Genomic DNA, 11,809 nt, shown 5'->3' with positions numbered 1-11,809 from the left:
AACACCCGACGCCGGCACTCCCGCCTCGGCCAGCGGTCCCCGATCGCCTACGAGAACGACTTCCAACCAGCAGCAACTACCCTGACTCAAGCCGCATAGACGTGTTCAAACTCCGGGGTCAAGGCCCGTCCGCCTGGTGAGCATCCTCAACTCCGTCAGCGTCTGGTGGCACCTGACCGGCGTAGCAGTGATCGTGGGCGTGCTGTGGGCGGTGCCCTCGCACCACCAGTCGGCGTCGTTCGTGTTCGGGAAGTTCGTCAACGACACCGGCTGGAGCGCGCACTGGTACGTCGTCCTGATCGGCCTGCTGCTGGCCCAGTACACCTTCAGCGGCTACGACGCCTCCGCCCACCTGTCCGAGGAGACCACCGGCGCCCAGGTCAACGCCGCCCGCGGCATCGTCCGCGCGATCGCCTGGTCCTGGCTGGCTGGCGGCGTCCTCCTCGCGCGCCTCACCTTCGCCATCCAGGACTACGCCGGCACCCAGAGGTCCGAGACGGGTGTGCCGCCCGCGCAGATCTTCCTCGATGCCCTCGGTACGGGCGGTGCGAAGGCGCTGCTGCTGATCGTGATCGTGGCGCAGTTGTTCTGCGGCAACGCCGAGGTCGCCGCCTGCTCCCGCATGGTCTTCGCCTTCTCCCGAGACGGCGCCCTGCCCGGCTCGCGCTGGTGAAGGACGGTGTCCGACCGTACCCGCACGCCGGTCAAGGCCGTGTGGCTGTCGGTCATCGTCGCCGCCATCCTCGCCGCGCCCTCCCTCTACAGCACCACCGCCTACGGAGCGGTCACCGCGATCAACGTCATCGGCATCACCCCCGCGTATGCGATCCCGATCTACCTCCGGCGCCGGAGCCGGCGCACGTTCCAGCCCGGTCCTTGGAACCTTGGGTCCTGGAGCCCGCTCGTCGGCTGGATCGCCGCCGTCTGGGTAGCTTTCGTGACCGTGCTCTTCCTGCTCCCGCAGAGCTACCCGATGACCACCGAGACGTTCAACTACGCCCCCGTCGCTCTGGCCGCAGTCCTGCTTCTGGCCACCGTCTGGTGGCACGTGGCTGGCCGCCGCTCCTACGAAACCCCCACGTACGGCATGCCCGCGAGACGGCCGAACTCGAGGAGGAGATCTTCTGATGACCACCACGACACCGACCAGTGCCGAGCGCACGACGGCCAGCCGCCCCATCGGAAAGCTCACCCTCGACGGCCTCCGGAAGCGGGTCCAGTCCGGCCAGATCGACACCGTGCTGCTCGCCTTGCCTGACCTCCAAGGCAGGCTGAAAGGCAAGCGCTACGGAGCCAGGCACTTCCTCGACCGCATCGCCACCGGCGACACGGACATGTGCGTGTACGTGCTCGCCACCGACGTCGACATGAACCCCGTCGACGGCTTCGCGCTCACCTCGTGGGAGAGCGGCTACCAGGACCTGCGGGCCGTCCCCGACCTCTCCACCATCCGTGCCCTCCCGTGGATGCCGCGCACGGCCCTGGTCCACGCCGACGCCCACGATCAGAACGGGCAGCCCCTCGAAGTGGCACCACGGCAGATGCTGCGCCACCAGCTCGACCGGCTGGCCGACCGGGGGCTGACCACCAAGGCGGGTCTGGAGACCGAGTTCATCCTCTATCAGGGCAGCTACGCCCAAGCCGCTGAGACCGGCTACCAAAACCTCCGTCCGGCGGCTACTGACAACCTCGACTACGCCCTCGATCACAACCCGGCCCTCGACCGCTTCATGCGCCGCCTGCAAGCCGCGCTGGGCGGTGCGGGGCTGCCGGTGGAAGCCATCAAGACCGAGTCCGCCACCGGGCAAGTGGAAGTCACCTTCCCCTACGGGGATGTCCTGGCCGCCTGCGACGGGCACACGGTGTTCAAGCACGCCGTACGCTCCATCGCCCAGCGCTCAGGGATGGCGCCCACGTTCATGGCCGCACCCGAGACCGGACAGGCCAGCGGCCTCCACCTCCATCTGTCCCTGTGGCGCGGTGATCAACCAGCGCTCGCAGCCGACGACGGCGGTCTCTCCCCGCTCGCGCTTCAAGCCATCGCAGGGCTGACCGATTCCCTGGCCGCCTTCGCCCCGACACACCTGACCTGGGGATTCGACAATCGCACCTGCGCAGTGAGGATCGTCGGCCACGGCAACGGACTGCACATCGAGATCCGTTTGCCCGGCGCCGACGCCAACCCCTACCTGGCCCTGGCCGCCGCGGTCGCCTCCGTCTCCGACGCGATCGACAACGACTTGCAGCCCTCGCCGTCCTTCACCGGGAACGCCTACGAGGCACAGAACGCGAGGGCCGTCCCCCTCTCACTCCAAGAAGCGCTGGACGCCTTCCGTGACAGCCCTGTGGTGATGAAGGCACTCGGCGCCGACGCGGTCGAGCACCACACACGTCTCGGCCAGATCGAGCTCGATGCCCACCGCCGAGTCGTCACCGACGCCGAGCGCCGCAGAGGCTTTGCACGAGCCTGATGGTGTCACCGCGGTCCTCCGTCACGCGGTGTCCGGCGCGGTGGTGCACACCGAGCCCGGCGAAGAGCTGGACGCCGACCAGGCGATCGTGCTCACCTGCACCAAGTAGCTCCGCACTCACTCGCGAAGCACTCGCCAAGGCCTCGGCCACCAGAGGCGGCACGCCCCGTGCGTCCCCCTCGATGGCCGGGGTTCGCGCATTGGCGTTGAGGTCCCGTCATTCGCTAACCGGCTTCCAGCACCCCCTCAGCATCTCCGAACAAGGCCGGGCGAGCACACCGCAGCACTGCCTGCTGCTTGGCCTGCTCGAACGCCACGGCGACGGCCTCGGCATCCAAGCCCTTCGCGCGCGCCTCCACGACCCGTTCAGGCCCCGGGCACCGCTCGGTCCAGCCCTCGCCCGGCCGCAGGGTGTAGCTGTCGACCTCGAACTCCCATGCCGCCAGCGTCCAGGCGTGCTCACGGAAGCGCACTCCGTCGGGCAAGTAGGAGGCCACCGCAAGGTGCACGATCCGGCGATCCGGAATCCGGTCCCGTACGGCGCGCGTTCCTCCGGGGCCTCGGTGCTCCCACTCTCCTCGGTCCCAGTCCTCCACCTCCGCCGGTCGGCCCGGCCTGTCCACCCGCCATTGCTCGACCACGGCCGCCGCGTGCTCGCGGTACGTGAACGGCACCCGGCGCCCGTCGAGGTGAGCGACGTAGACCGCTGAGGGGTTGGGATCGGACGGCTGCGAAGTAGCGTCCGGTGCCGTCTCCGGCGGCACGGAAGGCCCGCTAAGGGCGGCAGACAGATCCGGAACAGGGTGGAGGTGGCGCGCCTTGGCTCCGCCGCTCAGGATCGCGCCGGCCGTGACGGCCATCGCCGCATCCGCGCCCGCGGTGAGGTGGCCGTAGATCGCACTGGTGATGACCGAGCTGCTGTGGCCCAGCCGCTTGGATACGGCCTCGATGGTGTGCTTCGACAGCAGGTGGCTCGCGTGGCTGTGCCGGAGGCTGTGCGGGTGCGGGTCCTTGGTCAGACCCCGCTCCACGGCGAGCTTCTTGACCTTCTTCCACCGGGCGGTGTTGAAGTGTGCATTGCGCCAGTAGATCGCTCCGCGACGGCCCGGCGGCGGGAAGAGCAGGTCCTTGGCCCCCTTGCCCTTCATGCGGCGGACGAGGATGAACATGACCTCGTCCGGGCACGAGAGCGTCCGGAACGCGTTAACGCTCTTGCCCTCCATGGTGTCCAGGTACAGGCGGCGCTTCTCGTCCTCCTTGAGTACCTGCATCACGGAGATCGTCCGCTTCCGCACGTTCACGTCACAGGGGCGCAGCGCAGTGGCCTCACCCCAGCGAAGACCGGTCCCGAGGATCGTGTAGGTGAGGTCACCGGTGTCCTGGTCGACGCCGTAGGCGCAGGCGATCCAGTCGGGGGCCTCTTCCTCTTCGAGGATGTTCTCCAGCTTGACGGTCTTGCCCTTGTTCTCTGGCAGCCGCACACCCCGGCAAGGGTTGGACTTGATATAGCCGCGGTCGACCGCGTACTCAAAGACAGGCGAGATCACGCACCCATGGATGTTGATGATCGTCTTCGGGGCGTACTTCCCTCGGCTGTGCCGCTTCGTCCCCATGTAGCTGACCCACGCCTGGACGATGTCGGTACCGGCGCGACCCTCGTAGCGCTCCACGAGAAGCCTCCCCAACGGGCCGATCCTCTTGCCGCCGGGAAGCTCGACCATGGCCTCGAATACGTGGGTCTCCAGCTTCGTCAGGTATTCGGCGACGGTGCGGCGGTCCGCATCTGTCAGGGTCGCCAGGTACTCCTTGGCGACAGCACGGAAGGTCAGGCCCACCGGTTGGTCAGGGGCCGTACCGAGGAAGACCGCCCACTCCTCAGCCTCGTACGGATCCCGGAAGCCGTTGGCGACGAGCGCGATCCGGAAGCGCTTGGCCTCCTCAAGATCGTCGAAGGAGTACGAGCGCCGCTCGCCGGTCCGGGTACCACCCTCGCGCCAGTCGACCTTGTAACTGAGACTGCCGTCTTTGAGGGTCCGGATCTGGATGCCTTCGGGGCGCTTACTCCGCGCAGCAGTTCGTGTGGCCACCGTCACATCCTCTGATCGGACGTGACGACGGCGAACGAGGCGCGATCGCCCATCCAGGTGACGTCGGTGACGCCTTGGTGCCGCCTCAACATGAAGAAACCCCCTCTGTCCGTACGTTTCCGCAGGTCAGAGGGGGTCATGGGGAGTGGAGATGGCGGGAATCGAACCCGCGTCCAACGGTGCGGAATCAGGGCTTCTCCGTGTGCAGTCCGCTGCGATTTTCTCGGCCCCGGAGATCACGCGAACAAGTCTCCGACGGGCCCAGCCGCTGTTTGATTTCCCACCAGGCCCCGCGGCCGGGCCTGGTGGTTTAGTCCCCTAGCTGATGCCAGGATCCGGGTCGGGAACAGCCCCGGGCTGACACTTCGCAAGTCGCTACTTAGGCAGCGAGGGCGAAGGAATCGCGCTTGGTGTTGGCGATTATTGGTTGCGACATATGGTTTACGAGATCATTGCCGCTTCCTCGACACGCTTCCCCTGCTTCGACATCCGCTGTCGAAACCGATCATCCCCATGTTGTGTTTTCAAACTGCGCACCGGTTACCAGCCGGTGTGCGGTGAGCCCATCGTACGTGACCGACGCACGACGGTGCCAGCGAATTACCCGGGAGGGGCTAGCCCCGCTGGGCCCGCTGGGTCTGCTGCCGCCTGCGGGCGGCGGCGATGGCACGGTTCGACTCGCGCGTGTCCTGCTTCTCGCGCAGCGTCTGCCGCTTGTCGTACTCCTTCTTGCCCTTGGCCAGGGCGATCTCGACCTTGGCCCGGCCTTCCTTGAAGTAGATGGCGAGCGGCACGATCGTGTGCCCCGTCTCCTGCGACTTCGAGTCGAGCTTGTCGATCTCCGCCCGGTGCATCAGCAGCTTGCGCTTGCGGCGCGCGCTGTGGTTCGTCCACGTGCCCTGGGCGTACTCGGGGATGTGGGCGTTGTGCAGCCAGGCCTCGCCGCCGTCGATCTGGACGAAGCCGTCCGCCAGCGAGGAACGCCCCTGGCGCAGCGACTTGACCTCGGTGCCGGTCAGCACCATGCCGCACTCGTAGGTGTCCAGAATGTGGTAATCGTGGCGCGCTTTCTTGTTCTGCGCGACCAGTTTGCGACCCGTCTTCTCTTTCTTAGCCATAGCGCGGCCATTCTCGCACTACGACCCACCCCCGAGGCCACTCAATACTGTGCGGGCCCGCCGCTCGGCGTCCCCGCGGACGACCAGGTCGGGTGCGATGCCCCGGCCGTCCACCGTCCGCCCGCCGGGCGTGCGGTAGTGGCCGACGGTCAGCTCGGCGACCGAGCCGTCCGCGAGCCGGGTGGGCATCTGCACCGAGCCCTTACCGAAGGTCGGGGAGCCGACGACGACGGCCCGGCCGCGGTCCTGGAGGGCGCCGGTCAGCAGCTCGGCGGCGCTCATCGTGCCGCCGTCGACAAGCACCACGAGCGGCGGCCGGGTGGCGCCGCCGGGCCGGGCCTCCAGGGCGCGCTGGCTGCCCCGGACGTCGTAGGTGGCGACGAGGCCGCCGTCGAGGAAGGCGGAGGCGGCGGTGACCGCCTCGGTCACCAGACCGCCGCTGTTGCCCCGCAGGTCCAGCAGGATCCCCTCGGCCGGCCCGGCCGCGCGCACGGCCCGGCCGACCCGCTCGCCGGTGCCCCGGGTGAACGACTCGACCTTGATACGGGTGGCCCGCGCCCCCGTCCCCTCGTCCTGGAGCCGCTCCACGGCGACGCTCTCGGTGACCAGCCGCGCCCGGTACAGCGTGCGGTCCCAGACCCGGTCGCCACGCCGGAGCCCGACCGTCACGGGCGTACCGGGCACCCCCACGGCGGACGGCGGCCCGTTTCCCCCGTCGCCCTCGCCGCTCCCGCCCCACCGGCCGGGTGCCGCCGCGTCGCCGCGCAGCCGGGCGACGACCTCGGTGACGGGGAAGCCGTCGACCTCCTGGCCGTCGACGCTGCGGATCCGGTCGCCGGGCCGGATGCCCGCCCGGGCGGCGGGGCTGCCGGGGCGGACGCTGTCGACCTCCGTGCGGCCCTCGGCGGACCGCCGGGCGGACAGGCCGACGCCGACGTAGCCGCCGTCGAGGGAGCGCGCGAACCCCTCGTACTCGCGGGCGCTGTAGACGGCGGACCAGCGGTCGCCGCTGCGCGTGACGACCTCCGTGGCGGCCTCCGAGCCCGATTTGCCGTCCTGCGCGGCCTGCGCGGCGGCGGCCTCGACGGCGCGGCGGTCCACCGGGAGCGCCGGAGCCTGATCCTCCGCGGCGCCGCCGGGCGCCCCGGCCGGGTGGGCGAAGGTGCGGGTCCGGGACCGCTCCCGGCCCTCCTGCGCGTCCGCGCTCCAGGAGCCGGCCGCGGCGCCCGTCGCCAGTACTCCCGCGAAGACCAGTGTCAGCGCGGCGGCGTGGCGGGCGCGGCGCCGCGGGACGAACATCGACGGGCCGGGCATGCGCGTGAGTCTAGGACACGGAAGGGCGCCGTACGGGGAGTTGACCGCACGGCGCCCTCGGTGCCCGTCAGACCTTGAGGTACTTCCGCAGGGCGGCGAAGGCCGCCAGGGCGGGCATCAGCAGCCCCATCGCCAGCACCAGCGGCAGCTTGGCCAGCACCGCGTCCCACCCGATGAAGGTGATGACGTCGATGTGGTTCACGAGCCAGTTGTTGACGAGGAAGTACTGGCCGCCGACCAGCAGCACGCAGGCCAGGCCCGCGCCCAGGAGACCGGCGAAGGCCGCCTCCATGACGAAGGGGATCTGGATGTAGAAGCTGGACGCGCCGACCAGACGCATGATGCCGGTCTCCCGCCGACGGCTGAACGCGGATACCCGGACCGTGTTGACGATCAGCATCAGGGCGACGACGAGCATCAGGCCCATCACGCCGAGCGCCGCGAAGTTCATGCCGTTGAGGAGGTTGAACAGATCGGACAGGACGTTCTTCTGGTCCTGCACCATCTGCACGCCGGGGCGCTCCGAGAAGGCGGTGGAGATGACCTGGAACTTGGTGGGGTCCTTCAGCTTGATCCGGAAGGACTCCTGCATCTGGTCCGGGGTCACCGAGGCGGCGATCGGCGAGTCCTTCCCGAACTGCTCCTTGTAGTGCTTGTACGCCTCGTCGGACGTCTCGAACTGCACCTTCTGGACGACCGCCATCTTCTCCAGGTCGGCGCGGATCTCCTTCTTCTGGTCCTCGGTCGCCGCACCCTTGGCGCAGGCCGGGAAGGACTGCGCGTCGGTCTTGTTGCAGAGGTAGATCGAGACGTTGACCTTGTCGTACCAGAAGCCCTTCATCGTGCTGACCTGCTCGCGCATGAGCAGCGAGCCGCCGAAGAGCGCGAGCGACAGAGCCACGGAGACGATCACCGCGAAGGTCATCGTGAGATTGCGGCGGAGACCGACGCCGATCTCCGACAGGACGAACTGGGCGCGCATGGCGTCCTTTCAGTGCTGGTAGCCGTAGACGCCGCGCGACTGGTCGCGTACGAGACGGCCCTGTTCCAATTCGATGACGCGCTTGCGCATCTGGTCCACGATCTGCTGGTCGTGGGTCGCCATGATGACGGTGGTCCCGGTCCTGTTGATCCGGTCCAGCAGCTTCATGATGCCGACGGAGGTCTGCGGGTCGAGGTTGCCGGTCGGCTCGTCGGCGATCAGCAGCATCGGGCGGTTGACGAAGGCGCGGGCGATGGCCACGCGCTGCTGCTCACCGCCCGAGAGCTCGCCGGGCATCCGGCCCTCCTTGCCGCCGAGGCCCACCAGCTCCAGGACCTGCGGGACGGCCTTGCGGATCTCGCCGCGGGGCTTGCCGATGACCTCCAGGGCGAAGGCCACGTTCTCGCTGACGGTCTTGTTGGGCAGCAGCCGGAAGTCCTGGAAGACCGTGCCCAGCTGGCGGCGCATCTGGGGCACCTTCCAGTTCGAGAGCCGGGCGAGGTCCTTGCCGAGCACGTGGACCTGGCCCGCGCTGGCCCGCTCCTCGCGCAGGAGCAGTCTCAGGAAGGTGGATTTACCGGATCCCGAGGAACCGACCAGGAAGACGAACTCGCCCTTCTCGATCTCCAGCGAGACGTCGCGGAGCGCGGGGCGGTTCTGCTTGGGGTAGGACTTGGAGACATTGTCGAATCGGATCACGGGGGCACCAAGAGTCGACCTGGACAGGGGGCACGGAACAACCGCGCGGCCGCGGCTCCCGTCGGTGTCCGTGACCATACGCGACCGACCGGTGCACGCGCAGTCGGCATCGGGTGATGGCGCGTTTGCGGGCACCGCCCCGGGGGACAAAATCAGGCAATGGGAACAGCCTCCCCGGTCGTGGCCCCTCGCCTCCGCCGACCGGTCGCGCCGAACGGCGGGGAAGCTGGCACAGTGGTAAGGGGAACCGCTCGGCTCTCCCACGCGTTGGACGTACCGGAGGAGGAGATCGCATGACATGCGACCGACTGGTGTGCGCCAACTGCGCGGCCCCCGTCAGCGAGGGCCGCTGCCCCGTGTGCCGGGCCAGCAGGGAGCGCCTTCAGCACCAGGAAGGCATCTTCGCCGGGCTGACCCCGGCCACGCTGCTCGCGCTGCTGGTGGCGCTGATAGCCGTGGCACTGGTCGCCCAGAACTTCGCCGCGTAGCCACCCGCTCACACGGCGCGCCTCGCGGGGCGCGTACGAGCGCGCGAAGGGCCCGGAGCGTCATCGCTCCGGGCCCTTCGCTGTGTCCACGCGCCCCGGCCGGTGCGGCCGGGGCGGGTGCGTCAGGCCGCGGCGGCGTTGCCGCGCGTCATCAGACGCGGCAGCAGACGGAAGCCGACGCCGCCGGCGATCATCGTCGCGGCGCCGACGACCAGGAAGGTCGTCTGGCCGGCGCCGGTCTCGGCGAGCTGCTCCTTGGGCTTGGCCTGCTGCACGGGCTTGGTGCCCGCGCCGTCGGTGTCCGTGTTGGAGCCGCAGTTGCCGGCGGTGTCGACGGGGCAGGTGCGGCCTTCGTCGGCCTTGTCGCCCTGGTCGCCCTTGTCGGTGCCGCCGGTGGTCGCACCGGTGTGGTCGTCGCCGGTGGAGCCGGTGCTGCCGGTGGAGCCGGAGCCGCTCTCGTCGCCACCGGTGGAGGAGCCGGTCGAGCCGGTGGAGCCGGAGGAACCGGACGAGCCGGAGGAGGAGCCGCCGGAACCGGTGGAGCCGGTGCTGCCGGTCGAGCCGGTGCTCCCGGTGGAACCGGTCGAGCCGGTCGAACCCGTCGAGCCGTTGGAGCCCGTGCCGCCGGTCTCGTTGCCGCCGGTGCCGGTACCGCCGGTCTCGTTACCGCCCGTACCCGTGCCGCCGGTCTCATTGCCACCGGTGCCGGTACCACCGGTCTCGTTACCACCGGTGCCCGTGCCACCGGTCTCGTTACCGCCCGTACCCGTACCACCGGTCTCGTTACCACCGGTGCCGGTACCGCCGGTCTCATTGCCGCCCGTACCCGTACCACCGGTCTCATTGCCACCGGTGCCGGTGCCGCCGGAGGAGGGGCCGCCGGTCTCGGAGCCGCCCGTGCCGGTGCCGCCCGAGGACGGGCCGCCGGTCTCGGAACCGCCCGTCTCGTTGCCACCGGTGCCGGTGCCGCCCGAGGAGGGGCCGCCCGTCTCGGAACCGCCCGTGCCGGTACCACCGGAGGACGGGCCGCCGGTCTCGGTACCGCCGGTGCCCGTACCACCGGTCTCGTTGCCGCCGGTGGTCGGCGGCTGCGGGATCTCGTTCGGGTCGCCGTCCACGGCAACGGAGCGGACCTTGACGTCCGCCTTCACGCCGACCCCGGCGACGTGGACGCCCGCCGCGGAGGCCGCGCCGGCCGCCGTCAGCGAAGCGCCGGCGGCGACGACCGCGCCGGCGGCTATGCGCGCGACGCGCAGCCGCGTCTTCTTGGTCATATGCCTGCTACCCCCAGTAGCCGATCTCGTCATTGGAGCAGCTATGCACGGGGCGGTGGCGCCTGGGGGCCGGAAAGTTCGGCGTAGCCGGCCGTATCGGCCGGCCGCTCGCCCCCCGCCACACGCGCCCCAGTGATACGCGTGCCACGCGCCAGCCTTCCCAGTTTTTGATGCAGCGTCAAGGAAGTTACGGGCGGGACTGTCCGGCTGTGCGGGGGTTTGGGGTTACTTCTCCTGCTGCTTGCGCCAGCGGATGCCGGCCTCGAGGAAGCCGTCGATGTCGCCGTCGAGGACGGAGGTGGGGTTGCCGACCTCGAACTCCGTACGGAGGTCCTTGACCATCTGGTACGGGTGCAGGACGTAGGAGCGCATCTGGTTGCCCCAGGAGCCGCTGCTGTCGCCCTTGAGCGCGTCCATCTTGGCCTGCTCCTCCTGGCGGCGGCGCTCGAGGAGCTTGGCCTGGAGGACGTTCATGGCGGTCGCCTTGTTCTGGATCTGCGAGCGCTCGTTCTGGCAGGAGACGACGATGCCGGTCGGGATGTGCGTCAGGCGCACCGCGGAGTCGGTGGTGTTGACGCCCTGACCGCCGGGGCCGGAGGAGCGGTACACGTCGACGCGGAGCTCGGACTCGTCGATCTCGACGTGGTCGGTCTGCTCGACGACGGGGAGCACCTCGACGCCCGCGAAGGAGGTCTGGCGGCGGCCCTGGTTGTCGAAGGGCGAGATGCGGACGAGGCGGTGGGTGCCCTGCTCGACGGAGAGCGTGCCGTAGGCGTACGGGACCTGGACGGCGAAGGTGGTCGACTTGATGCCGGCCTCTTCGGCGTAGGAGGTTTCGTAGACCTCCGTCTTGTAGCCGTGGCGCTCGGCCCAGCGGAGGTACATGCGCTGGAGGCGCTCGGCGAAGTCGGAGGCGTCGACGCCACCGGCCTCGGCGCGGATGTTGACCAGCGCCTCGCGGGAGTCGTACTCGCCGGAGAGGAGGGTACGGACCTCCATCTCGTCCAGCGCCTTGCGGACGGCGGTGAGCTCGGCCTCGGCCTCGGCGAGCGCGTCGGCGTCGTCCTCGGCCTCGGCGAGCTCGAAGAGCACGGAGAGGTCGTCGATCCGGCCACGCAGGGACTCCGCCTTGCGGAGCTCCGCCTGGAGGTGCGACAGCTGGCTGGTGATCTTCTGTGCCGCCTCCGGGTCGTCCCAGAGGGAGGGGGCGGCCGCCTGCTCCTCGAGCACGGCGATGTCAGCCCTCATCTTGTCGAGGTCCAGGACGGCCTCGATCGACCCCATGGTCGAGGAGAGGGACTTCAGCTCTTCGGATACGTCAACGACTGCCACGCACCCAGCCTAACGGCTGCGCCGGGCTGCCTGCCCCGAAGCGG

10 protein-coding genes, 1 other RNA gene and 1 pseudogene are annotated in these 11,809 nt (G+C 69.6%); 4 read left to right on the top strand and 8 right to left on the bottom strand.

All coding sequences use genetic code 11. The annotated features are described in order from the left end of the window. Positions 1–127: 127 nt before the first annotated feature. The 3 genes and pseudogenes from LUZ64_RS34015 to LUZ64_RS37390 form a co-directional block, all read left to right on the top strand. A pseudogene (locus tag LUZ64_RS34015) lies at positions 128–1,128 on the top strand (amino acid permease); the annotation flags it as partial. Beyond that, positions 1,128–2,471 (top strand): glutamine synthetase family protein, encoded by a 1,344-nt coding sequence (locus LUZ64_RS34010; RefSeq protein ID WP_095580354.1) that lies wholly within the window; start codon positions 1,128–1,130, stop codon positions 2,469–2,471. The pseudogene LUZ64_RS34015 and the gene LUZ64_RS34010, both read left to right, overlap by 1 nt. After that, positions 2,458–2,580 carry a hypothetical protein gene (locus LUZ64_RS37390; protein ID WP_267897165.1) on the top strand — a complete coding sequence of 41 codons (123 nt, stop codon included), beginning with the start codon at positions 2,458–2,460 and terminating at the stop codon, positions 2,578–2,580. The genes LUZ64_RS34010 and LUZ64_RS37390 overlap by 14 nt, the downstream gene beginning before the upstream one ends. Positions 2,581–2,695: 115 nt before the next feature. Here LUZ64_RS37390 and LUZ64_RS34005 read toward each other — a convergent pair whose 3' ends face one another. From LUZ64_RS34005 to ftsE, 6 genes are all read right to left on the bottom strand, one after another. Continuing rightward, the gene (locus tag LUZ64_RS34005) at positions 2,696–4,558 is read right to left on the bottom strand and encodes a tyrosine-type recombinase/integrase (protein WP_095580356.1); all 1,863 of its coding nucleotides are present in this window, start codon (positions 4,556–4,558) and stop codon (positions 2,696–2,698) included. Positions 4,559–4,701: 143 nt separating this feature from the next. Beyond that, positions 4,702–5,071: a transfer-messenger RNA gene (gene ssrA / locus LUZ64_RS34000) on the bottom strand. A 101-nt stretch (positions 5,072–5,172) separates the two neighbouring features. Next, on the bottom strand, positions 5,173–5,676 hold the full coding sequence (gene smpB, locus LUZ64_RS33995; RefSeq protein ID WP_095580358.1) for an SsrA-binding protein SmpB: 504 nt from the start codon (positions 5,674–5,676) through the stop codon (positions 5,173–5,175). Positions 5,677–5,694: 18 nt separating this feature from the next. Continuing rightward, positions 5,695–6,990 carry a S41 family peptidase gene (locus LUZ64_RS33990; protein WP_095580360.1) on the bottom strand — a complete coding sequence of 432 codons (1,296 nt, stop codon included), beginning with the start codon at positions 6,988–6,990 and terminating at the stop codon, positions 5,695–5,697. A gap of 67 nt (positions 6,991–7,057) precedes the next feature. Then, a complete protein-coding gene (ftsX, locus tag LUZ64_RS33985; RefSeq protein ID WP_095580362.1) occupies positions 7,058–7,972 on the bottom strand; it encodes a permease-like cell division protein FtsX in 915 nt (304 codons plus the stop codon). A 9-nt stretch (positions 7,973–7,981) separates the two neighbouring features. Continuing rightward, positions 7,982–8,671, bottom strand: coding sequence for a cell division ATP-binding protein FtsE (gene ftsE / locus LUZ64_RS33980; protein WP_095580364.1), 690 nt, complete (start codon positions 8,669–8,671; stop codon positions 7,982–7,984). Between the two features lie 293 nt (positions 8,672–8,964). Between ftsE and LUZ64_RS33975 the strand changes: the two genes are divergently transcribed. Next, a complete protein-coding gene (locus LUZ64_RS33975; protein WP_095580366.1) occupies positions 8,965–9,159 on the top strand; it encodes a hypothetical protein in 195 nt (64 codons plus the stop codon). 122 nt (positions 9,160–9,281) lie between these two features. Here LUZ64_RS33975 and LUZ64_RS33970 read toward each other — a convergent pair whose 3' ends face one another. Continuing rightward, positions 9,282–10,433 carry a hypothetical protein gene (locus LUZ64_RS33970; protein ID WP_095580368.1) on the bottom strand — a complete coding sequence of 384 codons (1,152 nt, stop codon included), beginning with the start codon at positions 10,431–10,433 and terminating at the stop codon, positions 9,282–9,284. A gap of 225 nt (positions 10,434–10,658) precedes the next feature. After that, positions 10,659–11,765, bottom strand: coding sequence for a peptide chain release factor 2 (gene prfB / locus LUZ64_RS33965; RefSeq protein ID WP_095580370.1), 1,107 nt, complete (start codon positions 11,763–11,765; stop codon positions 10,659–10,661). Between the last annotated feature and the right edge of the window lie 44 nt (positions 11,766–11,809).

The sequence above is a fragment of the Streptomyces albireticuli genome (assembly GCF_021228125.1).
Classification (GTDB): Bacteria; Actinomycetota; Actinomycetes; order Streptomycetales; family Streptomycetaceae; genus Streptomyces; species Streptomyces albireticuli.
This window is presented reverse-complemented; position numbering and strand designations above follow the sequence as displayed.

Bases quoted from the DNA above. Each gene is read 5' to 3' on its own strand.
- LUZ64_RS34010 (WP_095580354.1), top strand. From the start codon at position 1,128: ATGACCACCACGACACCGACCAGTGCCGAGCGCACGACGGCCAGCCGC.
- smpB (WP_095580358.1), bottom strand. From the start codon at position 5,676: ATGGCTAAGAAAGAGAAGACGGGTCGCAAACTGGTCGCGCAGAACAAG.
- LUZ64_RS33990 (WP_095580360.1), bottom strand. From the start codon at position 6,990: ATGCCCGGCCCGTCGATGTTCGTCCCGCGGCGCCGCGCCCGCCACGCC.
- ftsX (WP_095580362.1), bottom strand. From the start codon at position 7,972: ATGCGCGCCCAGTTCGTCCTGTCGGAGATCGGCGTCGGTCTCCGCCGC.
- LUZ64_RS33975 (WP_095580366.1), top strand. From the start codon at position 8,965: ATGACATGCGACCGACTGGTGTGCGCCAACTGCGCGGCCCCCGTCAGC.
- LUZ64_RS33970 (WP_095580368.1), bottom strand. From the start codon at position 10,433: ATGACCAAGAAGACGCGGCTGCGCGTCGCGCGCATAGCCGCCGGCGCG.